Annotated in this window: 22 protein-coding genes and 1 riboswitch; of the genes, 16 read left to right on the top strand and 6 right to left on the bottom strand. The window is 62.1% G+C overall.

Annotated elements, in window-relative coordinates; translation table 11 throughout:
- Positions 1-91: 91 nt before the first annotated feature.
- Entirely contained in the window at positions 92-1,405 is a 1,314-nt protein-coding gene (locus ACYSTU_RS01030) for a PQQ-dependent sugar dehydrogenase (RefSeq protein WP_498995182.1), read from the bottom strand.
- 66 nt (positions 1,406-1,471) lie between these two features.
- Positions 1,472-2,056, bottom strand: a complete 585-nt coding sequence (locus tag ACYSTU_RS01025; RefSeq protein ID WP_125926991.1) for a hypothetical protein — start codon at positions 2,054-2,056, stop codon at positions 1,472-1,474.
- A gap of 163 nt (positions 2,057-2,219) precedes the next feature.
- Positions 2,220-2,449: riboswitch (cobalamin riboswitch) on the top strand.
- Between the two features lie 82 nt (positions 2,450-2,531).
- Between ACYSTU_RS01025 and cobO the strand changes: the two genes are divergently transcribed.
- From cobO to ACYSTU_RS00955, 14 genes are all read left to right on the top strand, one after another.
- The gene (gene cobO, locus ACYSTU_RS01020) at positions 2,532-3,143 is read left to right on the top strand and encodes a cob(I)yrinic acid a,c-diamide adenosyltransferase (RefSeq protein ID WP_498995177.1); all 612 of its coding nucleotides are present in this window, start codon (positions 2,532-2,534) and stop codon (positions 3,141-3,143) included.
- On the top strand, positions 3,140-4,540 hold the full coding sequence (locus ACYSTU_RS01015) for a cobyrinic acid a,c-diamide synthase CobB (RefSeq protein WP_498995174.1): 1,401 nt from the start codon (positions 3,140-3,142) through the stop codon (positions 4,538-4,540). The genes cobO and ACYSTU_RS01015 overlap by 4 nt, the downstream gene beginning before the upstream one ends.
- Positions 4,537-5,187: a 5,6-dimethylbenzimidazole synthase gene (bluB, locus tag ACYSTU_RS01010; protein ID WP_125926989.1), complete on the top strand. Its 651-nt coding sequence runs from the start codon at positions 4,537-4,539 to the stop codon at positions 5,185-5,187. Before ACYSTU_RS01015 ends, bluB begins: the two co-directional genes overlap by 4 nt.
- On the top strand, positions 5,184-6,092 hold the full coding sequence (gene cbiB, locus ACYSTU_RS01005) for an adenosylcobinamide-phosphate synthase CbiB (protein ID WP_498995169.1): 909 nt from the start codon (positions 5,184-5,186) through the stop codon (positions 6,090-6,092). Before bluB ends, cbiB begins: the two co-directional genes overlap by 4 nt.
- Positions 6,085-7,077 carry a threonine-phosphate decarboxylase CobD gene (gene cobD, locus ACYSTU_RS01000; protein WP_498995164.1) on the top strand — a complete coding sequence of 331 codons (993 nt, stop codon included), beginning with the start codon at positions 6,085-6,087 and terminating at the stop codon, positions 7,075-7,077. The genes cbiB and cobD overlap by 8 nt, the downstream gene beginning before the upstream one ends.
- Positions 7,074-8,525: a cobyric acid synthase gene (locus ACYSTU_RS00995; protein ID WP_498995159.1), complete on the top strand. Its 1,452-nt coding sequence runs from the start codon at positions 7,074-7,076 to the stop codon at positions 8,523-8,525. Before cobD ends, ACYSTU_RS00995 begins: the two co-directional genes overlap by 4 nt.
- An 84-nt stretch (positions 8,526-8,609) precedes the next feature.
- Positions 8,610-9,131 (top strand): bifunctional adenosylcobinamide kinase/adenosylcobinamide-phosphate guanylyltransferase, encoded by a 522-nt coding sequence (gene cobU, locus ACYSTU_RS00990; RefSeq protein WP_122747459.1) that lies wholly within the window; start codon positions 8,610-8,612, stop codon positions 9,129-9,131.
- A complete protein-coding gene (cobT, locus tag ACYSTU_RS00985) occupies positions 9,128-10,183 on the top strand; it encodes a nicotinate-nucleotide--dimethylbenzimidazole phosphoribosyltransferase (RefSeq protein ID WP_498995154.1) in 1,056 nt (351 codons plus the stop codon). The genes cobU and cobT overlap by 4 nt, the downstream gene beginning before the upstream one ends.
- The gene (cobC, locus tag ACYSTU_RS00980; RefSeq protein ID WP_264364770.1) at positions 10,180-10,755 is read left to right on the top strand and encodes an alpha-ribazole phosphatase family protein; all 576 of its coding nucleotides are present in this window, start codon (positions 10,180-10,182) and stop codon (positions 10,753-10,755) included. The genes cobT and cobC overlap by 4 nt, the downstream gene beginning before the upstream one ends.
- A gap of 1 nt (position 10,756) precedes the next feature.
- Positions 10,757-11,479, top strand: a complete 723-nt coding sequence (locus ACYSTU_RS00975; protein ID WP_264364771.1) for an adenosylcobinamide-GDP ribazoletransferase — start codon at positions 10,757-10,759, stop codon at positions 11,477-11,479.
- A 175-nt stretch (positions 11,480-11,654) separates the two neighbouring features.
- Entirely contained in the window at positions 11,655-12,059 is a 405-nt protein-coding gene (locus ACYSTU_RS00970) for a MarR family winged helix-turn-helix transcriptional regulator (RefSeq protein ID WP_064365418.1), read from the top strand.
- Positions 12,060-12,111: 52 nt separating this feature from the next.
- On the top strand, positions 12,112-13,320 hold the full coding sequence (locus ACYSTU_RS00965; protein WP_498995147.1) for an MFS transporter: 1,209 nt from the start codon (positions 12,112-12,114) through the stop codon (positions 13,318-13,320).
- Positions 13,317-13,439, top strand: coding sequence for a hypothetical protein (locus ACYSTU_RS00960; RefSeq protein ID WP_016773715.1), 123 nt, complete (start codon positions 13,317-13,319; stop codon positions 13,437-13,439). The genes ACYSTU_RS00965 and ACYSTU_RS00960 overlap by 4 nt, the downstream gene beginning before the upstream one ends.
- Positions 13,440-13,493: 54 nt before the next feature.
- Complete coding sequence (locus tag ACYSTU_RS00955) at positions 13,494-14,054, top strand: glutathione peroxidase (RefSeq protein WP_071171497.1); 561 nt, start codon at positions 13,494-13,496, stop codon at positions 14,052-14,054.
- A 210-nt stretch (positions 14,055-14,264) separates the two neighbouring features.
- Here the strand turns inward: ACYSTU_RS00955 and ACYSTU_RS00950 are convergent, their stop codons facing one another.
- The 3 genes from ACYSTU_RS00950 to ACYSTU_RS00940 form a co-directional block, all read right to left on the bottom strand.
- On the bottom strand, positions 14,265-15,536 hold the full coding sequence (locus tag ACYSTU_RS00950) for an OmpP1/FadL family transporter (RefSeq protein WP_498995142.1): 1,272 nt from the start codon (positions 15,534-15,536) through the stop codon (positions 14,265-14,267).
- A gap of 146 nt (positions 15,537-15,682) precedes the next feature.
- The gene (locus tag ACYSTU_RS00945; protein WP_024012180.1) at positions 15,683-16,165 is read right to left on the bottom strand and encodes a hypothetical protein; all 483 of its coding nucleotides are present in this window, start codon (positions 16,163-16,165) and stop codon (positions 15,683-15,685) included.
- A 271-nt stretch (positions 16,166-16,436) separates the two neighbouring features.
- The gene (locus ACYSTU_RS00940) at positions 16,437-16,661 is read right to left on the bottom strand and encodes a hypothetical protein (RefSeq protein WP_016773719.1); all 225 of its coding nucleotides are present in this window, start codon (positions 16,659-16,661) and stop codon (positions 16,437-16,439) included.
- Positions 16,662-17,572: 911 nt separating this feature from the next.
- On the opposite strand from ACYSTU_RS00940, the gene ACYSTU_RS00935 reads away from it, so the two are divergent.
- Both ACYSTU_RS00935 and ACYSTU_RS00930 read left to right on the top strand, forming a co-directional pair.
- Positions 17,573-17,896 carry an SEL1-like repeat protein gene (locus ACYSTU_RS00935; protein ID WP_024012181.1) on the top strand — a complete coding sequence of 108 codons (324 nt, stop codon included), beginning with the start codon at positions 17,573-17,575 and terminating at the stop codon, positions 17,894-17,896.
- 175 nt (positions 17,897-18,071) lie between these two features.
- Positions 18,072-19,436 carry a DNA recombination protein RmuC gene (locus ACYSTU_RS00930; RefSeq protein WP_498996164.1) on the top strand — a complete coding sequence of 455 codons (1,365 nt, stop codon included), beginning with the start codon at positions 18,072-18,074 and terminating at the stop codon, positions 19,434-19,436.
- A gap of 443 nt (positions 19,437-19,879) precedes the next feature.
- Here the strand turns inward: ACYSTU_RS00930 and ACYSTU_RS00925 are convergent, their stop codons facing one another.
- Positions 19,880-23,350 (bottom strand): hybrid sensor histidine kinase/response regulator, encoded by a 3,471-nt coding sequence (locus ACYSTU_RS00925; protein WP_498995138.1) that lies wholly within the window; start codon positions 23,348-23,350, stop codon positions 19,880-19,882.
- Between the last annotated feature and the right edge of the window lie 188 nt (positions 23,351-23,538).

Here is a 23,538-nt window from a genome sequence, read left to right as displayed (position 1 = left end):
CGCGAAGGCGGAGTGTCAGTCGACAATGATTTGACTGATACACCGCTCTCGCGAGCAGGCTCGCTCCCATTTTTTTTGCGTTGCGCTTAGCTTATTTGCTGGCCGACACGCGCCACACCTTATTCCCGACATCATCCGCCACCAGCAAGCCACCTTGCTGATCGATGACCACGCCCACTGGGCGGCCCAGCGCGTTCTCGTCCTTGTCGAGGAAACCGGTCAGCACATCTACCGGTTGCCCGGTCGGTTTGCCGCCAGTGAACGGCACGAAAATCACCTTGTAGCCGCTGTGCGGTTTGCGGTTCCACGAGCCGTGCTGGCCAATGAACGCGCCTTCCTTGAATTGCGCCGGCAGGCTGTTGCCCTCGGCGAAAGTCAGACCCAAGGATGCGGTGTGTGGGCCGACAGCGTAATCCGGCGCGATGGCCTTGGCCACCAGATCAGGATTCTGCGGTTTGACCCGCACATCGACGTGTTGCCCGTAGTAGCTGAACGGCCAGCCATAGAAGCCGCCGTCCTTGACCGAGGTGATGTAGTCCGGCACCAGATCGCTGCCGATTTCGTCACGCTCGTTGACCGCTGTCCACAATGCGCCGCTGGTAGGTTCCCAGGCGAGGCCGTTGGGGTTGCGGATGCCCGAGGCGAAGATCCGGTGATTGCCGGTCGCGCGATCGACTTCCCAGATCGCCGCGCGGCCTTCTTCCTGATCCAGACCGTTTTCGCCGACGTTACTGTTCGAGCCGACGGTGACGTAGAGCTTGTTGCCGTCCTTGCTGGCGATGACGTTCTTGGTCCAGTGGTGATTCAGCGTGCCGCCGGGCAAGTCGACGACTTTGATCGGTTGGGTCTTGATCTCGGTGGCGCCCGGCTCGTAGTTGAAGCGCAGCAGGCGGTCGGTGTCGGCAACGTACAAATCATTGCCGACGAGCGTCATGCCAAACGGCGAGTTGAGGTTCTGCAGGAACACCGTGCGAGTTTCCGCGACGCCATCGTGGTCGGCGTCACGCAGCAGGGTGATGCGGTTCGGGCTGGGCACGCCGGCGCCGGCCTTGCCCATGACTTTCTTCATCACCCAGCCACGAATGCCTTTGCTGTCATCGGGCTTGGGCGGCGCGTTGGTTTCCGCCACCAGCACATCGCCGTTGGGCAGCACATAGAGCCAGCGCGGGTGATCGAGGCCTTCGGCAAACGCTGCGACCTGGGTGCCGGCCGCAGCGGTCGGTTTCGCACCGTCCGGCCAGCCCACCGCCGGGGCGATGTTGACTGTCGGGATCAGCGTCTTGTTCGGTTCGGGCAGTTTCGGCGACGGGCCGGTGCCGTCGGAGACTTGCAGGCTGGAGGTTTCACCGCAGGCAGCGAGCCCGCCAGCGACGGCGATGATGAGAGCGAGTGGGGCCTTGCGCATTGCTGATCTTCCCTATGAATGCATTCCTAAACATAGAGGAGGGCGCAGGCCCGATGGTTCAACTGCTCAACCGCGGGCTTCCTTGAACAGCACGGCGATGCCCGGATGATAGTTGCCAGCGTCGCTGTGCAATTTGCGATAGGCGTAGGGGAAATACCAGGCCACTGCGCAGGTGTGTTCCTTTTGCAGGTCGTCGACCATGTCCTGCAGTTCCTCGGGGCTGGCGCTGTGCTGGACCTTTTGCGGGGCGACGAAGAGGCAGCCGAGCTTGAGATCGCTGGCGTAGCTGATGCGCTTGGCGTCAGCGGTGATGTCGAGCAGGGCCTGGGTCAGGTTGAGGTTGTTGACCCGTGGCCAGCGTTGCGTGGCTTGAATGAACGCGCGGTCTTCGGCGCCGGCAATCAGCAGGTCGGCGCGGGCATTGCGTTCGCCTTCTTCGTTCTGTTTGCGCGTGGCCGTGTCGTTCAGCGTGACCATTTCCGCCATCCACGCGGCTGCTGCGAGCAGGCCCAGATTGGCTTTTTCGTCGTGCCAGTACGGCGTGTCGTTGTCGCCGCGAGCGGTGTTGTAGCGATCGATACAGTCAAACCAGCGTTCCAGCACCGGGCGCAGGAATTCCAGGCGCGGGTTGCTGATGATCATGCCTTGCATCGTCGTCATCCTTATTGTTGTAGTGGGCTTTTTTGGAAAAAGCATGGCTCTTTGATATCACTTGTCACAGTCTGGCACAAGATTGCCGCTGCACATTTGATCAGCGGCAGTTATTCGCGCGCAAAGCGCCTCTTCAATTGACGCTCCACCCCCAACCCTCTAACCTTCGCCGCTTGTTTCAGGTGCTCTGTGGCCCCGCGTCGACAGAGTGAAACAGGGAAGCCGGTGAGTGTGGTCTTCAAGCGAAGCCACGACGATCCCGGCGCTGCCCCCGCAACGGTAAATGAGTGAAAACTGCGCCTTGAGCCACTGCCTCGAAAGAAGCGGGAAGGCGCGCAGTCTGGCGAAACGCCGCTCATGAGCCCGGAGACCGGCCTGATCCATCTCAGCGGCATCACGGTGGGCGATGCCAGGCTTTTTGCCGTCTATTCTTGTGCCTGCCCGCCGTTATCCAGCCTCAACGGAGAGCTCCCCCATGACTGATTCCCCCGAGCGTGACGAACGCCATCTGGCGCGCATGCAGCGCAAGAAAGCCGTGATCGACGAACGCATTGCCAACTCGCCCGACGAATGTGGCCTGGTGCTGGTGCTGACCGGCAACGGCAAAGGCAAGAGCAGCTCGGCGTTCGGCATGCTCGCCCGCGCGATGGGCCACGGCATGCAGTGCGGCGTGGTGCAGTTCATCAAGGGCCGCAACAGCACTGGCGAAGAATTGTTTTTCCGCCGCTTTCCCGAGCAGGTGCGTTTCCACGTCATGGGCGAAGGCTTCACTTGGGAAACCCAGGATCGTCAGCGCGACATCGCTGCGGCGACCGCCGCTTGGGAAGTCTCGCGCGAATTGTTGCGCGACCCTTCGATCGGTCTGGTGGTGCTCGATGAATTGAACATCGCCCTCAAGCACGGCTACCTCGATCTCGATCAGGTGCTCAGCGATTTGCAGGCGCGTCCGCCGATGCAACACGTGGTGGTCACCGGTCGCGGCGCCAAGCCGGAATTGATCGAGATGGGCGACACGGTCACCGAGATGGGCATGCTCAAGCACGCCTTCCAGGCCGGGATCAAAGCGCAGAAAGGCGTCGAACTTTGAAGCAACCACGTCACTGCCCGGCGGTGTTGATCGCCGCGCCGGCCTCCGGTCAGGGCAAGACCACCGTCACCGCTGCACTCGCCCGTTTGCATCGCAATCAGGGGCGCAAGGTGCGCGTATTCAAATGCGGGCCGGACTTTCTCGACCCGATGATCCTCGAGCGCGCCAGCGGTGCGCCGGTGTATCAACTGGACATGTGGATGGTCGGCGAGCAGGAAAGTCGCCGCCTGTTGTGGGAAGCCGCCGCCGAAGCCGACCTGATTCTGATCGAGGGCGTGATGGGCCTGTTCGACGGCACGCCATCCAGCGCTGATCTGGCGCGCCACTTCGGTGTGCCGGTGCTCGGCGTGATCGACGGCACCGCCATGGCGCAGACCTTTGGCGCCTTGGCGCTGGGCCTGGCGAAGTATCAGCCGGACTTGCCATTCGCTGGCGTGCTGGCCAACCGCGTCGGCACCTTGCGCCATGCGCAATTGCTCGAAGGCAGCCTCACCGAAGGTTTGCGCTGGTACGGTGCGCTGTCCCGCGAGACCGGCATCGAATTGCCGAGCCGCCACCTCGGTCTGGTCCAGGCCAGCGAATTGAATGATCTGGATCTGCGTCTCGACGCGGCTGCCGATGCGCTGGCCAGCAGTTGCCAAGTTGCGCTGCCCCCCGCCGTTGAATTCGCCGCGCCTGACCTCATCGCCGCAGAGCCTCTATTAAAAGGTGTGCGCATCGCCGTTGCCCGCGATGAAGCCTTTGCCTTCACCTATGGCGCCAGTCTCGATCTGCTGCGGGCGATGGGCGCCGAACTGCAGTTTTTCTCGCCGATTCGCGACACCCGATTGCCCGAGGCGGACAGCCTGTATCTGCCGGGCGGTTATCCGGAACTGCATCACGTCGCGCTGGCGCAAAACGCCTCAATGCTGGCGGCGATCCGCGCGCACCATGCGGCGGGCAAGCCGTTGCTCGCCGAATGTGGCGGCATGCTTTATCTACTGGATTCGCTGACCGACGTGGAAGGCACCCGTGCTGAGCTGGTCGGTTTGCTCAAGGGCGAGGCGGTGATGCAGAAGCGTCTCGCGGCGTTGGCGTTGCAGGCGGTTGAGCTGCCGGAAGGTTCCTTGCGGGGGCATACCTATCACCATTCGCTGACCACCACCGAGCTGACGCCGATTGCCCGTGGGCTGAGTCCCAATGGCGGGCGCGGCGCTGAGGCGGTTTATCGCGAGGGGCGGATGACGGCTTCCTATGTGCACTTTTATTTCCCGTCGAATCCTGTGGCTGTCGCTGCGCTGTTTGCGCCCGGCCTTGAGACCGCCATCGCTGGCAAGCCAGCTCCCACAGGGGATTGCGTTTCGTCAGGTATTGCACCGCCCACTGTGGGAGCTGGCTTGCCAGCGATGGGGCCATGACCGACAACACATTCTCCGAAGCCGAACGCGCAGCGGTCTACAAGGCCATCGCCGAACGCCGCGACATGCGCCACTTCACCGGCGGCAGCGTCGAGCCGCAGCTGCTGCGCCGTCTGCTCGAGGCCGCTCATCAAGCGCCGAGCGTTGGCCTTATGCAGCCGTGGCGCTTCATCCGCATCAGCGATCGCGCTCTGCGCGGGCAGATCCGCGATCTGGTGGAAGAAGAGCGCATCCGCACCGCCGAAGCCCTTGGCGAGCGCAGCGATGAGTTCATGCAGCTCAAGGTCGAAGGCATCAACGACTGCGCTGAGGTGCTGGTCGCGGCGCTGATGGACGATCGCGAAAAACACATTTTCGGTCGGCGCACGTTGCCGGAAATGGACATGGCTTCGCTGTCCTGCGCGATCCAGAATCTGTGGCTGGCCTCCCGCGCTGAAGGCCTGGGCATGGGCTGGGTCTCGCTGTTCGAACCGCAAGCCTTGGCGGATTTGCTCAAGTTGCCGGTCGGTGCCAAGCCGCTGGCGGTGTTGTGTCTGGGCCCGGTCAGGGAATTCTATCCGGCGCCGATGCTGGTACTTGAAGGCTGGGCGCAGGCGCGGCCGCTCAACGAGCTGCTGTACGAAAATTATTGGGGAGTGAGTCAATGAGTGTGGCGTTGCTGAGTGTCGCTGCGGTAGCGCTGGATGCGCTGCTCGGTGAACCGAAACGCTGGCATCCGCTGGTGGCGTTCGGCAATTTTGCCGGGCGCATTGAGCAACGCTTCAACGCCGGCGGCCGTGGCTGGCGCAGCCATGGCGTGACCGCGTGGGTTATCGCGGTACTGCCGCTGACCTTGCTCGCCACGGCATTTTCCTGGGCGCCTTATGTCGGCTGGATTGTCGAGATTCTCGCGTTGTATTGCGCCCTCGGCATGCGCAGCCTCGGCGAACATATTGCGCCGGTTGCGGCGGCGTTGCGCGCCGATGATCTGGACGAGGCGCGCAAGCGTGTCGGTTATCTGGTCAGCCGCCAGACCGATGAACTGGACAGCAACGCCGTGGCCCGTGCCGCCACCGAGTCGGTGCTGGAGAACGGCAGCGATGCAGTGTTCGCTGCGCTGTTCTGGTTTGTCGTCGCCGGCGCTCCGGGCGTGGTCCTGTATCGCTTGAGCAATACCCTCGATGCGATGTGGGGTTATCGCAACGAACGCTTCGAGCGTTTCGGCTGGGCGGCGGCGAAAATCGACGACGTGTTGAACTACATTCCTGCGCGTCTGGTGGCATTGACCTATGCGCTGCTCGGCAAAACCCGCCTCGCGCTCAAATGCTGGCGCACCCAGGCGCCGCAGTGGGACAGCCCCAACGCCGGCCCGGTGATGGCGGCCGGTGCCGGTGCGCTGGGCGTCGAGTTGGGTGGCCCGGCGATCTATCACGGCGAACTGCATGAGCGCCCGCAACTGGGCGAAGGTGCGCCGGCCGATGCCGATTCCATTGACCGTGGCTGGCAATTGGTCCAGCGCGGCGTATGGTTATGGCTGCTGATGCTTTGCCTGGGGGCGGAATTTTATGCTTGAGCACGGTGGCCGGTTGCGCAAGGCTGCACTCGATCACGGGATTGCCGAGGCCGACTGGCTTGACCTGTCCAGCGGCCTCGCGCCATGGCCGTTCCCGATCCCGGAAATCCCGCTACGCGCCTGGGCGCGCTTGCCGGAAACCGATGACGGTCTGGAACAGGCCGCCTGCGATTATTACGGCGCCGCGCAGGTGCTACCGGTCGCCGGCTCGCAAATGGCCATCCAGTTGCTGCCGCGTCTGCGCCGGGCCGGCAAGGTCGGCGTGTTGTCGCCGTGCTATGCCGAGCATGCCGAAGCGTGGCGGCGCAGCGGTTACATTGTCCGTGAAGTGCTCGAGCAGGAAGTCGAATTCTTTCTCGACAGTCTTGATGTGCTGGTGGTGGTCAATCCGAATAATCCGACCGGCCTCAGCCTGACCCCGGCACGCCTGCTCGACTGGCATGCGCGGCTGGCGCAACGCGGCGGCTGGCTGGTGGTCGACGAAGCGTTCATGGACAACACGCCGCAACTGAGCCTGGCGCCTTATGCGCATCAGGTCGGGCTGGTGGTGTTGCGTTCGTTCGGCAAGTTTTTCGGTCTGGCCGGGGTGCGCCTCGGTTTCGTTCTGGGCGAGCGCAAGTTGCTCAAACTGCTCGCCGAACAGGTCGGGCCGTGGGCGGTGAGCGGGCCGACGCGTGTGCTCGGTACGGCGTGCCTGCAAGACACCGAGGGCCATACCCGTCAGCGGATTCGCAGCGATGAAGCGAGCGAACGGCTGGCGGCGTTGCTGACCCGTTGCGGTTTTGCACCGCAGGGCGGCTGCGCGCTGTTTCAGTGGCTGATCACCGAGCACGCCGAAGCGCTGCACGAATTCCTCGCCCGGCGCGGCATCCTCCTGCGCCTGTTCAGCCACAACAGCAGTGTGCGTTTCGGCCTGCCGGCCGATGCCGCGCAAGAGTTGCGCCTCGAACAGGCTTTGCAAGCTTTCACCAAGGACCATCCATGACCACTCTGATGGTGCAAGGCACCACGTCCGATGCCGGCAAAAGCACATTGGTGACCGCGTTGTGCCGCTGGGCCACTCGCCAGGGCGTGGCGGTGGTGCCGTTCAAACCGCAGAACATGGCGCTCAACAGCGCAGTCACCGCTGACGGCGGCGAGATCGGCCGCGCGCAGGCAGTGCAGGCGCAAGCGGCCTTTCTCGAACCCCACACCGACATGAACCCGGTGCTGCTCAAGCCCAACAGCGACACCGGCGCCCAGGTGATCATTCATGGCCGCGCGGTGACGACGATGAACGCCGTCGCCTATCACGATTACAAGGCCATCGCGATGCAAGCGGTGCTCGCCTCGCACGAGCGACTCAGCGCTGCGTATCCGCTGGTAATGGTCGAAGGCGCCGGTTCGCCGGCGGAGATCAATCTGCGCGCCGGCGACATTGCCAACATGGGCTTTGCCGAAGCGGTGGATTGCCCGGTGCTGCTGATCGCCGACATCAATCGCGGCGGCGTGTTTGCGCATCTGGTCGGTACCCTGGAATTGCTTTCGCCGAGTGAACAGGCGCGGGTCAAAGGCTTCATCATCAACCGCTTTCGCGGCGATATCGCCTTGTTGCAACCGGGCCTCGACTGGCTGGAACAACGCACCGGCAAACCGGTGGTCGGCGTGTTGCCCTACGTGATGGACCTGCACCTCGAGGCCGAGGACGGCATCGACCAACGCCAGACCGACAAGGCCGAGCAGGTGTTGAAAGTGGTGGTGCCGGTTCTGCCGCGCATCAGCAATCACACCGACTTCGACCCGCTGCGTCTGCATCCGCAGGTGGATCTGCAATTTGTCGGCCCGGGCCAGGCGATTCCCGCCGCCGACCTGATCATCCTGCCGGGCTCGAAAAGCGTGCGCAGTGATCTGGCTTATCTGCGCGCCAACGGTTGGGACGCGGCGATCAATCGGCATCTGCGCTACGGCGGCAAGGTGCTGGGGATTTGCGGCGGTCTGCAGATGCTCGGCGAGCAGGTGCACGACCCCCTCGGGCTGGAAGGCGCTGCCGGCTCCAGCGCGGGGTTGGGGCTGCTGGCGTTCGATACGCAGCTCGAAGCCGACAAGCAATTGCGCAACGTGCGCGGGCGGCTGGCGTTGGAAAACGCCGCAGTCAGCGGTTACGAAATTCATGCTGGCGTAACCACCGGGCCGGCGCTGGAAAGTCCGGCGGTGCATCTGGACGACGGTCGTTGCGATGGTGCGCAGAGTGCCGATGGCCAGGTGTACGGCACCTATCTGCACGGCTTGTTCGAATCCCCCGAGGCGAGCGCGGCGTTGCTGCGCTGGGCGGGCTTGAGTGATGTGCAAGAGGTTGATTACCACGGCTTGCGCGAACGCGACATCGAGCGGCTGGCGGATCTGGTGGAGAAGCATCTGGATACCGGGCTGTTGCGTCAGCTCTGCGGGATTTGAGTTGTCCGGGCTGGCCCCTTCGCGAGCAGGCTCGCCTGCTCGCGAAGGGGCCGGTTGTCTCACCACACATTTTTGGATGAACCCATGCTCCAACTGATCCTCGGCGGCGCCCGCTCCGGCAAGAGTCGTCTGGCGGAAAAACTCGCCAGCGACAGCCATCTGGCGGTCACCTACATCGCCACCAGCCAACCGCTGGACGGCGAAATGAACCAGCGCGTCGCCCATCACCGCGCACGCCGCCCGGCTGAATGGGCGTTGATCGAAGAACCGCTGGAACTGGCCCGCGTACTGCGCGAATCCGCCGGCGCCGAGCGCTGCCTGCTGGTCGATTGCCTGACCCTGTGGCTGACCAATCTGCTGATGCTCGACGACGCCAAACGTCTCACCGCCGAGCGTGAAGCCTTGCTCGACTGCCTGGCGTCGTTGCCGGGTGAAATCATTTTTGTCAGCAACGAGACCGGAATGGGTGTCGTGCCGCTGGGCGAATTGACTCGCCGCTATGTCGATGAAGCCGGTTGGCTGCATCAAGCTCTGGCCGAGCGCTGTCAGCGAGTTGTCCTGACCGTTGCCGGCCTGCCCCTGACTTTGAAAGGACCTGCGTTATGAGCCCGACCTGGTGGCTGAACCCGTGCAAAACCGTGAACCCGGACATCATCGCGCAAGCGACCGAGCGCCAGCAGCAACTGACCAAACCGGCCGGTTCGCTGGGGCGCCTTGAATCGGTGGCCGTGCAACTGGCCGGTCTGCAAGGTCAGCTCAAGCCAACGCTGGAGCAAGTCTGGATCGCGATTTTCGCTGGCGACCATGGCGTGGTAGCCGAAGGCGTATCGGCTTATCCGCAGGAAGTTACCGGGCAGATGCTGCTCAACTTTGTCAGCGGCGGCGCGGCGATCAGCGTGCTGGCGCGTCAGCTCGGTGCGCAACTGGAAGTGCTCGATCTGGGCACGGTGAATCCGGCGCTGAATCTGCCCGGCGTGCGCCATCTGAACATCGGCGCGGGAACGGCGAACTTCGCACAGGGCGCAGCGATGACTCAGGCGCAGGGCGAATCGGCTTTACAGGCCGGTCGCGACAGCGTCTTGCGCGCGAAAGCCGCCGGCACCCAGTTGTACATCGGCGGCGAGATGGGCATTGGCAATACCACGGCTGCCAGTGCGCTGGCCTGTGCCTTGCTCGATTGCCCGGTGGCGCACCTGACCGGTCCCGGCACCGGGCTGAATGCCGCTGGCGTCAGCCACAAGGCACAGGTGATTGAACGCGCGCTGGCGCTGCATGCCGCGCAGCGTGGCGATGCCTTGCAGACGCTGTTCAATCTCGGCGGGTTCGAGATTGCCGCGTTGGTTGGTGCCTATCTGGCCTGCGCGCAGGAAGGCATCGCGGTGCTGGTCGACGGCTTCATCTGCACGGTCGCGGCACTGGTCGCGGTGCGCTTGAATCCCGCCTGTCGCCAGTGGCTGTTGTTCGGCCATCGCGGTGCCGAGCCGGGCCATCGCCATGTGCTGGAAACCTTGAGCGCCGAGCCGCTGCTCGAGCTCGGCCTCCGCCTGGGCGAGGGCAGTGGCGCGGCGTTGGCAGTGCCGTTGTTGCGTCTGGCCTGTGACCTGCACGGGCAAATGGCGACGTTCGCCGAAGCAGCCGTGGCGGATCGCCCGGCATGAGCCTGCGCCTGGATCTGCTGCGCCATGGCGAAACGGAACTCGGCGGCGGCTTGCGCGGCAGCCTCGACGATGCGCTGACCGCAAACGGCTGGACGCAGATGCGTGCAGCGGTGGTCGACGGCGGGCCGTGGGATCGTATCGTCAGTTCGCCATTGCAGCGCTGCGCGCGCTTCGCAGCTGAACTCGGCGAGCAACTGAATCTGTCCGTGCATCTGGACAAGGATCTGCAGGAACTGCATTTCGGCGCTTGGGAAGGGCAGAGCGCGGCGGCATTGATGGAGACGGATGCCGAAGCGCTGGGGCTGTTCTGGGCTGATCCCTATGGCTTCACGCCACCGCAGGGGGAGCCGGTCAGCGCGTTTTCCGCACGGGTTTTGGCGGCAGTTGCGCGGTTGCATGCGGCTTACGCCGGTGAACGGATTCTGCTGGTCAGCCACGGCGGCGTGATGCGTTTGTTGTTGGCGCAGGCCCGAAGTTTGCCCCGCGATCAACTGCTCAATGTCGAGGTCGGCCACGGCGCGCTGTTTGCGCTAACGGTCGCTGCGGACGGCGCGCTCAAGGAAGGTCACTGAGATGTTGCCGCTGTGGATCGCCTTGCAGTTTCTCAGCAGCCTGCCGATTCGCCTCCCGGGCATGCCCGAGCCGCAACAGCTCGGCCGTTCGCTGCTGTTTTATCCGCTGGTGGGATTTCTGTTCGGGCTGATCCTCTTCGCGTTGAATCTGTTGTTGGCCAGCGCGCCGATGTTGCTGCATGCGGCGCTGTTGCTGACCGTGTGGGTATTGCTCAGCGGCGCGCTGCATCTCGATGGCCTGGCCGACAGCGCCGATGCCTGGCTCGGCGGTTTTGGTGATCGCGAGCGCACGCTGACGATCATGAAAGATCCGCGCAGCGGGCCGATTGCGGTGGTCACGCTGGTGCTGGTGTTGTTGCTCAAATTTGCCGCGCTGCTGGCACTGATCGAACAAGGGCATACCCTGGCGCTGATCATCGTGCCGTTGCTTGGGCGAGCGGCGCTGTTGGGGTTGTTTCTGACTACGCCGTATGTGCGTGCGGGTGGCTTGGGTCAGGCACTGGCCGACCATCTGCCGCGCAGAGCGGGGTGGTGGGTGCTGGGGGGGAGTGCGCTGGGCTGCGTGTTGATCGCGGGTATCGGCGCGGTGCTGATTTCGCTGGTTGGGTTTGTCTGGCTGCGGCGATTGATGATGCGGCGGTTGGGTGGGACTACCGGGGACACGGCGGGGGCGTTGCTGGAATTGCTGGAGATGGGGGTGTTGGTGGGGCTCGCTTTGGTCTGAAGGATTTGCGTAGATGATGCCGGCCCCTTCGCGAGCAGGCTCGCTCCCACCTTCGAAATGCAATCCCCTGAGGGAGCGAGCCTGCTCGCGATGGCGGCCTCACCGGCAACAATGATGTGCAGAGTAAACTCATCTGTAACTTGATTTAACACACTCGCGGGTATATACACGCATCATGCTTCCTTCTCAGTGTTTGTGCACCAACCTGCGTCGCGCCGCGCGTGGCGTCAGCAGGCATTACGACGGCGCTCTCGACGGCTTCGGGATCAACGTTGCCCAGTATTCTCTGCTGTGCAATCTGCAGCGGCTGGAGCAACCGAGCATTTCCGAACTGGCAGAGGCCATGGGCCTGGATCGCAGCACCTTGGGGCGCAACTTGCGCGTGCTCGAGGGCGAAGGTCTGGTGACGCTGGCCGAAGGCGAGGACATGCGCAACCGTATCGTGCGCCTCACCGAAACCGGCGTGCAGCGCCTGGCAGCAGCATTGCCGGCGTGGGAAGCGGCGCAACAGCGGCTGATCGACCGTCTCGGTGCCGAGAAGCGCGAAACCTTGCTCAAACTGCTCGACGAACTGGCCTGACGCCGGTTTTTTCGCGCTCAAGCGGGTATATACCCGCGACTGGAGAATAACAATGACATCGATGTGGCGTACGTGCGGTTGGGTGTTGCTGGGGAGTGCGCTGATCCTGGCGTTGTCATTGGGCGTGCGCCACGGTTTTGGTCTGTTCCTGTCGCCGATGAGCGCGCAATTCGGCTGGGGGCGCGAGGTGTTTGCCTTCGCCATCGCCCTGCAGAACCTGATCTGGGGCCTGGCGCAGCCGTTCACCGGCGCGCTGGCTGACCGCTTCGGCGCGGCGAAAGTGGTGCTGGTCGGTGGGATCCTCTACGCGGCCGGCCTGGTGTGCATGGGCCTGTCTGATTCGGCAGTGACTCTGTCACTCAGTGCCGGTCTGCTGATCGGTATCGGTCTTTCGGGCACTTCGTTTTCAGTCATTCTTGGTGTTGTGGGTCGTGCTGTGCCGCCAGAGAAACGCAGCATGGGCATGGGTATTGCCAGTGCTGCCGGTTCGTTCGGCCAGTTCGCCATGTTGCCGGGCACGCTCGGGTTGATCGGCTGGCTCGGCTGGTCGGCCGCGCTGTTAGTGCTGGGCCTGCTGGTGGCGATGATTGTGCCGCTGGTGAGCATGCTCAAGGACAAACCGCTGCCGGTGCTTGGCCATGAACAGACTCTTTGCGAAGCGCTGCGTGAGGCCTGCTCGCACTCCGGTTTCTGGCTGCTGGCGTTCGGCTTTTTTGTCTGCGGTTTTCAAGTGGTGTTCATCGGTGTGCACTTGCCAGCCTATCTGGTCGATCAGCATCTGCCCGCCAGTGTCGGCACCACGGTGCTGGCATTGATCGGGCTGTTTAATATCTTCGGCACTTACACCGCTGGTTGGCTCGGTGGCCGTATGTCCAAACCGCGGCTGTTGACTGCGCTGTATCTGTTGCGCGCAGTGGTGATCGTGCTGTTCCTGTGGTTGCCGGTGACGACCACGTCGGCATATCTGTTCGGCATGGCCATGGGCTTCCTGTGGCTGTCGACGGTGCCGTTGACCAACGGTACGGTCGCGACCTTGTTCGGCGTGCGCAATTTGTCCATGCTCGGTGGCATTGTCTTTCTGTTCCATCAGCTCGGCTCGTTCCTTGGTGGCTGGCTGGGCGGGGTGGTGTACGACCGTACCGGGAGTTATGACTTGATCTGGCAAGTGGCGGTTCTCTTGAGCCTGCTGGCAGCGGCCCTGAACTGGCCGGTGCGCGAGCGTCCGGTGGCGCGCCTGCAAGCTGCGGCGAGTGCAGCATGAGCCGGATCTGCGCGCGGGTCGTTGTTGCCGCACTGGCTGCGGCGCTGTTGGCGCTGGTGTGGTGGGGCTGGCAGCGCGGTGGTCTGGCGCTGATGCAGTTGGGCATGAGTATTTGCTAGATGGCAGCGTGGCGAGTAACGTCGAAGCCTGATGACTGCCCAAGGAAATTCGACATGTTGATGCGCTGGTGTGCTGTTCCCGCGTTGCTGATGGCGTTGACTGGCCTGGCCCAGGCCGCCGATTGTCCTGAGCTGCTGCAAGGCTCGCTGCCCAAGCTGCGCGCCAAGGAATCCATCGATCTGTGCAAGCAGTACGCCGACAAGCCGCTGGTGGTGGTCAATACCGCCAGCTTCTGCGGTTTCGCCCCGCAGTTCGAAGGCCTCGAGGCGCTGAACAAGCGCTACAAGGCGCAAGGGCTGGAGATGCTTGGCGTGCCGTCGAATGACTTCAAGCAGGAGTCCAAGGACAGCGCGGAAACCGCCAAGGTCTGCTACGCCAACTATGGCGTGACGTTCAACATGACCGAGCCGCAGAAGGTTCGCGGCGATGACGCCACACACCTGTTTCAGGTATTGGCCGCGCAGAGCAATGCGCCGAAGTGGAATTTCTACAAGTATGTGGTCGACCGGCAGGGCAAGGTGGTGGCGAGTTTTTCCAGTTTGACCAAACCGGATGATCCGGAATTTATTGCGGCGATCGAAAAGGCCATTGCCTCCAAACCGCTGAAGCCCTGATTAATGCTGTTCTCTGTGGGAGCGGGCCTGCTCGCGAAGCGATGTGTCAGTTAGCACATCAACATCTAACATACCGCCTTCGCGAGCAGGCTCGCTCCCACAAGGGTGATTTTGTCGTTCCAGTGAAAAGTTGCAGGCAAGAAAAAGCCCCGCCTCTGTAAAGAGAGCGGGGCTTTTTGGTGGGCGAGGGGTTAGCCTCGCCACGGTGCATCAGAAGCGGTAAGTCGCGCCGACACCGAAGCCGTTTGCCGAGTTTTCATACTTGGCATCGTAGGTCTGGCCACGCGCGTTTTCGTTGCGGATGTTGACCGACTCTTCTTTGAGGTACGAGTACGCGACGTCGATGGTCAGGTCGTCCGTCGGGCTCCAGCCGGCACCGATACTGAAGATGGTGCGGTCGCCAGTCGGGATACGCGGCGAGCGGTCTTCGTTATTGGTTGGCGACTGGTCGAAGGTCAGACCGGTACGCAGTACCCATTCCTTGTTCAACTGGTACGAGGTACCCACGGCGTACGCCCAGGAGTCATGCCAGTTCTGGTCTTCGTTGATCGAACCGAACTGACCGGCCAGCAGAGGCTGCACGCCGGAGTTCTTCACGGTGATCTTGTCCAGCTGGCTCCAGCGGGTCCAGGTGGTGCCGGCGTAGACGTTCCAGCGTTCGTTGATCGCCTGGGTGACCGACAGGTCCACGGATTCCGGCGTGGTGATCTTCAACGAAGCGTCGTACTTCTGGTTGGCGCCAACGCCCACCAGCGCCAGAGCGTTGTAGTTGACCTTGGTGTCGCCTTCGAGCTTGTAGTCGACCTTGGAGTGGTAGGTCAGGCCGACACGGGTGGTGTCGGTGGCCTGGACCAGCAAGCCGACGTTGTAACCCAGCGCGGTGTCGTCACCCTTGATCTTGACCTTGCCGTCCGGCAGTGCCTGGGTGATCGACAGGTTGGATTCCAGCGAGCCGTCGATGCGGTTGATGGTCGGGCCGAAACCGATCGACACCTTGTCGTTGAAGGCGTAGCTGACGGTTGGCTGGAAAGTGATGACTTGTACTTCGGACTTGCTGCCGAAGTAACGACCGGCGAAGCCGTTTTCGTAATCCGTGATCAGACCGAACGGTACGTACACACCGAGACCGAATGCCCAGTGGTCATCGATCGGTTTTACATAGAAGCCCATAGGTACAGCGGTGAAGGGCACCATGTCGCCTTTGTTGCTGCCGCCGTTAGGGCTGGAGCTGGCGTTGCTGATATCGGTGTGTGCATCGACAACGGCGACACCACCGGTGACTTGTTCGCGCTTGATGCGCGCCATGCCGGCCGGGTTGCCATAAACAGTGCTTGCGTCGTCGGCAGAAGAAGATCGCCCGGCAAAACCAGTCCCCATCCCACTGATGCTTTGTTCGTTGAGGGCAAAACCTGCCGCGAAGATTTGTGTGGAGGCAAGGGTAACGGCGAGGCTAAGGGTGGTTTTGAGCATGACTTTTTTCATTATTAGAACTCCTGGTGATCACCGGGGCGAAAATTACCAACATTTTCGTCCCAGCGCTATAGCCTGTATGCCTTGAGTTAGAGCGGTTTTGTAGGACAATCCGACCAAAATGGCGACCTGATGGGAGAACTTGTGAAACCGCCCGGTCAGCAAGCGACCTGATTCAGCGGTGAAACACAGGTTTGCCAGGCATAGGTGAAGTCGCGCAAACGGCCTTGCGGTTGAAAGGTCTGGCGCCAGATACGCGCCATGCCGAGCAGGTCGGTCGGAGCGGGGAGGGTGGGGTTTTGTTCTTCTACCAGCAGCCAGGCGATGGCCGTGGCGTAACGCAGGTTGACGGTCAGTTCCAGATGCGGGCCGCTGAGGAACGCATGCTGACTGGCCAGGCCGCGTACCAGGCTGGCGCGCTCCGGATCGAGCGCCAGATAATCATCCCAGAGGGCCTGATGGCGATGCTCGGCAATCCGGTAGAGGCCGTGGCCACGGCGGTCATGCAGGGCAGACCCGAGGGCGGACTGGCTGGCGGCGATACCCAGCAGCAGGGATTCGGCAGTTGCGCAGTGGCGTCCCAGATAAATCAGTGTGGGACGGATCACATAGCGGCACAGTTCGCTGGCAGCGATACCCATAACACCCTCGGTTCTTGTTGTTGAGGGCGAGTCCTGAAGGGGCCTTGGCAGCAGTGGATCGACTCAGGCTCGCCGCAAGCGGGTCAAGCCGCTTGAGTTGAAGTGTAGTGTCATATTCAGCGTGTAAAGGCCTGTTTTTAAAATATTTCCGCCATCGCATCCCGGGCGTTAGATCGGAACATGCTTAGAAGCGCAGCGCTAAAAGTGAAATATCAGGCAATAAAAAGCCCCGCTTTTCAGCAGGGCTTTGCTTTTGCAGCCTGTCCGGCTTTCAGGCAACCAGTGCCTGACGGGTACGCTCGATCACGGCCTGCAGCGGTTCGGCGCTGGAGTATTGATCGGGGTACAAACGCTCGCTGTGACGAGCGATGCCGTGTTCATTGACCACGGTGAAGCTGAAGCAGCCTTTGCGAGCGGCCATGATCAGGCAGTTCATTGGAGCAAAAGCGTTGGTTAGGGTGCGAATGGCATCCTGAGTCTGGATTTGAGTAGACATAGTTATTAGGTGTTCCTACAAATGACACGGATAAGAACCGTGCAACGTTAAAACGTTCCAGTAACGTTGATCACCATTGATCGAACGAAGAACCCGACTGGAACAAAGCAGCCAGTTTGAAGCGCTGATAAATGTGCGCGCTTGGGCTGGCAGGTAGGTACTTAGGAGGACAGGCATCACAGCGAGGGCAAAGGTTCTGGGCCCGGGGTGAAGATCCTGATCAATTTGCAGGTTGGTTCGGTCAGAGTAAGTGTTCTTCGCAACGCCCTTTGTTTTCGTTCAAAGGCAGCGTCGTCGCAAGATTTACCTGGAAACCATCGAGGGGTCGTTCCCGCTTTTTTCGGCAATGTCTTCCTGTTGGAAGTTGACCGTGGGGAGATGTTCGACCGGAATTGACTTTCAGCTTGGTACTAACGCCGCGGATAGTAACGGATCCGTTCGGGCGAAGCAAACCCCATGACCAAAAAAAGGATCACCGGGAAAGGTCGTGTCGCACCGTCCGTCGGCGTGCGTGCTTTTCGCAGAGCCTTTCGGTCGCTCGCAGCTGCGCAAAATGACCCGAAAAAGCGCACGCATATAACCGGCTCACAGGTACTTGTGCACATTAGTTGCGCAGAGCGTAACGCAACTGTCACATCGATCCTGACGCCAGTCGCTGCCTGTATCAAAAGTTTAAGTCAATGAAAAATATCGTCTTTTTTTGTTGGTGAAAAAATCGTCAGTTTGACTGCGAGCCCCATTCCATAAGGCTTTGCGGGGATCGTAGAGCGGTTGTCCACTGACTTATCCACAGCTTCTGTGGATTGTCCCTAGCGCTTGCTCTAGCACGGGCGTGCCGGGTTTTTTTCGACTTTACCTGTAAGAAAAAGAGAGTAAAGTGGCGCGCCTTCCGATCTGTCCCGCAGTGCTTTATGAAGTTTCGCTCAGTATCAGACTCTGTTACCTCCAATCCGACCTCTGTTACCGCTCCCAAGCGTTTTTCCGTGCGTGTTGCCGAATGGCTGCTCGATGCGCCGCGCCTGAGCGACAGTCCCAGCGCCAAGCACCTGGCCGGCCGTCTGCTCAAGCAACCGGCCCGAGAAGGCGTGGTCGCTGCACAGAGCCGTCTCGGCCAATTGATTTGCCGGGAGTGCGGCAATGCCCGTGACCGGCGTATCGGTCAGGAGTTGCTGCGTCAGGCCGCCCGTGCCGGTGACCGTCGCGCGCAGCAGGAACTCGGTCTGATCGAAGACTGAGCTGTCCAAGCCCAGACACCTTGGTTAACCTTCAGGCTTTATCCGATTGGCAGGAGTCGCTATGGCTATGGACTTGACCAGCATATTGCTTGGTCTTGCGGCAGCAGGGGTGCCGCTGCTGGCGCTGGCCTGGCAACTGCAACGCCGGGCCAGCAATGCCCAGGCCGATCTGGCCTTGCTCGAAGAGCGCCTGGCCATGGCGCAACTGGCCCAGGACGGCCTCACCGCGCAGCTTGAAGCGAGCCGCGATGAAATCGCCGACCTCGGCCAGGCCAACGCCGCCAAACAGGCAGACCTCGCCGCCCTGCGCCGCGAAGTCGAATTGCTGCAGATCGAGCGCGACGACGCCCGCGATGCCTCCCACGCCTGGAACCTCGAACGCGCCAACAAGGATGCTGAGTTACGCCGCCTGGACGCCCACGCTGCCTCGCTGAGCGCCGAACTGCGAGAGCAACAGGAAAGCCATCAACAACGTCTCAACGACCTGCAAGGCTCACGCGATGAACTGCGCGCGCAATTCGCCGAGCTGGCCGGCAAGATCTTCGATGAGCGTGAGCAGCGCTTTGCCGAAACCAGCCAGCAGCGGCTCGGGCAGTTGCTTGATCCGTTGAAAGAGCGCATCCAGTCCTTTGAAAAACGCGTTGAAGAAAGCTATCAGGCCGAAGCCCGCGAGCGCTTCTCGCTGGCCAAGGAGCTGGAGCGTTTGCAGGCGTTGAACCTGCGTCTGAGCGACGAAGCGACCAATCTGACTCGCGCGCTCAAGGGCCAGAAAACCCAGGGCAATTGGGGCGAACTGATCCTCGAGCGGGTTCTTGAGCACGCGGGTCTGGAGAAGGGCCGCGAGTATCAGACTCAGGTCAATCTCAAAGGCCCGGACGGTGAGCGCTTCCAGCCCGATGTGATCATTTATCTGCCCGGCGACAAGCAGGTGGTGGTCGACTCGAAAGTCAGCCTCACGGCCTATCAACAATATGTTGCGGCTGATAACGACACGTTGGGGCAGGTCGCGATCAAGCAGCACGTGTTGTCGCTGCGCAATCATGTGAAAGGTCTGGCCGGCAAGGATTACAAGCGTCTGGAAGGCTTGCACAGCCTCGATTTCGTTTTGCTGTTCGTACCGATTGAAGCGGCATTTTCTGCGGCATTGCAGGCTGAGCCGTCGCTGTTTCAGGACGCTTTCGACCGCAATATCGTGATCGTCAGCCCGACTACGCTGCTGGCCACGCTGCGGGTGATTGACAGTCTGTGGAAGCAGGAGCGGCAGAGCCAGAACGCCCGGGAAATCGCCGAGCGCGCGGGTTGGCTGTACGACAAGTTCGTGTTGTTTATTCAGGATCTGGACGAAGTGGGCAATCGTCTGCAGCAGCTGGACAAGGCTTACAGCTCGGCGCGCAACAAGCTGACAGAGGGGCGCGGTAATCTGGTCAGCCGCAGTGAGCAGTTGAAGTTGCTCGGTGCGCGGGCGAGCAAGAGCTTGCCGGCGGATTTGCTCGAGCGGGCGATGACGGATGTTGATGGGTTGGTTGAGTTGCCTGAGTAGGCGTCGTTTATTGGGCTGATTTTGGGGGCATATCCGTTGCTGCGGTCGTGGCGGCTGGCGGTTTCGCCCTTACGGCGAGTCACCTTTTTCAAACGCCGGAGTGCCGGCCCAGCAAAAAGGTAACCCAAAAGGCTTGCTCCTGCGTTCGGCCCTCGCAAGCTCGGGTCCCTTCGCTCCGGGATCGATCCGGGCGCAGCGGCTCCGGTTTGCTTCGCTGCACCTCCTTGCGCTGTGTCTGGCTGCGCCAGACGGTCGCTGCGCTCCCACGCCCGGATCAATCCCTCCGCTCAGCCTTCCGACGTCGCCGGTGGATCAAAAGCAAGATCAAGAGCACTCGAGCTTGCGCTCATTGTTGAGTGGGGCGGCTGCGCCGCGGGCAGCTTCGCTGCTTTGCTTTTCTGTGGGAGCGAGCCTGCTCGCGAAGGCGTCTGCAAGGTCACCTTTTACAACGGCAAATACCGACTCAGCAGTGCCCGCAACGCCGCCGGCTTCACCGGTTTGGCCAGATAATCCAGGCCCGCCGCATGCACTTGCGCCACGGTCTCCGGGCGTCCATCCGCGCTGATGACCACGCCGGGCACGGGCTCGCCCAGGCGCGTGCGCAACCAGGCCATCAGCTCTGTGCCGGTGTCGCCGTGGTCGAGGTGATAGTCGACCAGCGCCAGTTGCGGCCGCACACCTTCATTCAATATCGCTGCGCATTCTTCGCGGTTGCGCGCCGTCCACACTTGGCAGCCCCAGCGGCTCAGCAGGCTGTTCATGCCGATCAGGATGCTGTCTTCGTTATCGATGCACAGTACCTGCGCGCCGCTGAGCAGCTTCCCGTTCAGTTCCACCGTGGCGCTGACTGGAGGCGTTTGCGTGCGGGCGATCGGCACCGTCACGCTGAACACACTGCCGCGCCCCGGCCAAGAGCGAACGCGCAGGGTGTGCCCGAGCACGCGGCATAAGCCATCGGCGATCGCCAGTCCCAGGCCCAGGCCTTTTTCGGCGCGGGTCTGGTGGCTGTCGAGGCGTTTGAATTCTTCGAAAATCACTTGCTGCTTGTCTTCCGGAATGCCCGGGCCGCGATCCCAGACTTCCAGGCATAACTCACCACCGCGCCGACGCACGCCCAGCAGCACCGGGCCTTTGGCATAGCGGAAAGCGTTGGTGAGGAAGTTTTGCAGGATTCGCCGCAGCAGTTTGATGTCGCTGTCGATGCGCAATTGACTGCCGCGCACCCGGAACGTGAGCTTTTGCTCTTGGGCCAGCGCCTTGAACTCCGCGCCGAGGGTGTCGAACAGTTCATTGACGACGAACGCTTTGCGGTCCGGGTTGATCTTGCCGTTTTCCAGGCGCGAGATGTCGAGCAGATCGCTGATCAGGTCTTCCGCCGAACGCAGAGAGCTGTCGAGGTGTTGCACCAGCTGCTGCGCCTCTGCGCTCAAGCCTTCGTTCTGGTGGGAGAGGGCGGCGGAGAACAGTCGCGCGGCGTTCAGCGGTTGCATCAAGTCGTGGCTGACGGCGGCGAGGAAGCGGGTTTTCGACTGGTTGGCCGCCTCGGCGTTGCCCTTGGCTTCGGTGAGCGCGACATTGAGTTGCGACAGTTCCTGGGTACGCTCGCTGACCCGTTGTTCCAGCCCTTCGTTGGCCTCGGTCAGCGCCTGTTCGGCTTCACGGAACGCGGTAATGTCGGTGAAGCTCATGACAAATCCGCCGCCGGGCATCGGGTTGCCGATCAGCTCGATCACCCGGCCATTGGGGAACAGCCGTTCGGAAGTGTGCGCGCGGCCCTGGCGCATCCAGTGCAGACGCCTCGCAACGTGCACTTCCGCTTCGCCGGGGCCGCACAAACCGCGTTCGGCGTTGTAGCGAATGATGTCGGCAATCGGCCGGCCGACGCTGATCAGGCCGTCGGGGTAGTTGAACAGCTTCAGATAACGCCGGTTCCACGCCACCAGTTTCAGCGACTGGTCGACCACGCTGATGCCCTGGGTGATGTTCTCGATCGCGCCTTGCAGCAGCGCGCGGTTGAATTGCAGCACTTCCGAGGCTTCGTCAGCGATTCGGACTACGTCCTCCAACTGCATTTCCCGACCTTCGATGGCGGCCTTTACTACGGCGCGCGTCGAAGAAGCGCCGAGGACACCAGCCAGCAAGCGTTCGGTGTGGGCAATCCATTCGCTGTCGGCGTTCTGGTTGGGGTTGAAGCCCTTGCCCTGGCGGTAGGCGAAGCGAATGAAGCTCTGCCGCGCGCGTTCTTCGCCGACAAAACGCGCCGCCAGTTGCAGCAGATCGTCGATCTGTACCGCCAGCATCGAACGAGCATTAGGTCGTGCGCTGATTTCCTGGCCGATGAAACGCCCAGCCTGCCAGTGCTCGGAAACCCGCGTGCGCGAGAGCACCGAGACCCAGGCGAACAGGGTGAAATTACCGGCCAGCGACAGCACTACGCCTTGAGTCAGCGGGGTGATCGGCAGGTTCAGTGGATTGCTGTGCAGCCACGCCAACCCGGGGAAACTCGCCAGCGACCAGCCGAGACTGTGCGCGGCAATCGGCAGTACTAGCGTGTAGAACCACAGAAAGGTGCCGGTGGCGAGGCCGGCGAACACGCCGCGACGGTTGGCCTGTTTCCAATACAGCGCGCCGAGCATCGCCGGCGCCAGTTGCGTCACCGCGGCGAAGGCGATCTGGCCGATGGTCGCCAGGCTCGCGGTCGAGCCAAGCAAGCGATAACTGACATAGGCCAGCAGCAGAATCACCACGATGCTCACTCGGCGCACCGAGAGCATCCACTGGCGGAACACTTCGAACGGGCGCTCGGCGTTGTTGCGGCGCAACAGCCACGGCAACAGCATGTCGTTGGAGACCATGGTCGACAGTGCGACGCTGGCGACAATCACCATGCCGGTCGCTGCCGATGCACCACCGATAAACGCCAGCATCGCCAGCGCCGGATGGGCCTGGGCCAGCGGCAGGCTGATCACAAACGAGTCGGGCAGCACGTGGCTGGGCAGCATCATCTGACCGGCAAGGGCGATCGGTACTACAAACAATGCGGCCAAAGCCAGATAGGCGGGGAAGACCCACTTCGCCAGACGCAGATCCTGCGGGTCGATGTTCTCCACCACGGTGACGTGAAATTGCCGGGGCAGGCAAATGATCGCCATCATCGCCACGCCGGTCTGCACCACCATCGATGGCCAGTTGATGGTTTCCTTCCAGTACGCCTCAAGGCGCGGGGCGAGCATCGCCTGATTGAACAGGTCGTCGAAACCGTCATACAGGCCGTACGTGACGAAGGCGCCGACGGCGAGAAAGGCGAACAGCTTGACCAGCGACTCGAACGCGATCGCCAGCACCATGCCACGGTGGTGTTCGGTGGCGTCGAGGTTGCGCGTACCGAAAACGATGGTGAACAACGCCAGCACCAGCGACACGATCAGCGCCGTGTCTTGAGCGCGGGTGCCCATGGCATCGGCGCCGGCGCCGATCAACAGGTTCACGCCAAGGACGATGCCTTTGAGTTGCAGGGCAATATAGGGCAGCACGCCGACCAGACAGATCAGTGCCACCACCACCGCCAGCGATTGTGACTTGCCGTAGCGCGCGGCGATGAAGTCGGCGATGGAGGTGATGTTCTCCTGTTTGCTGATCATCACCATTTTCTGCAGGACCCACGGCGCGCCGACCAGCAGCAGGATCGGCCCGAGGTAGATCGGCAGGAATGACCACAGTTGTTCCGCCGCCTGACCGACCGCGCCAAAGAACGTCCAACTGGTGCAGTAAACCGCCAGTGACAGGCTGTACACCCAGGCGCGCACCCGTGGCGGCAACGGCGTGCTGCGACGGTCGCCGTAGAAGGCGATGGCGAACATGATGGCCATGTAGGCCAGGGCAACGACGGCGATCAGCCCGGTGGACAACGACATGCAGCACTCCCGACAAAAGACTCCCCGGCACTCCTGCCCGGGCGGACAGTCTCGCACGCGCGCGGCGGTTAGTCAGTGTCGACCAAGGTCGTGGCGTGGCGGGGTGTCGCAGGCGGGGTACCGGGTGGTTTTTGTGGTGACCGGGCGGACCTCTTCGCGAGCAGGCTCGTTCCCACAATTGGAATGCA

This window comes from Pseudomonas glycinis (genome assembly GCF_054871425.1).
Note: the sequence above shows the minus strand (reverse complement) of the source record. Positions and strands in the feature narration are given on the sequence as shown.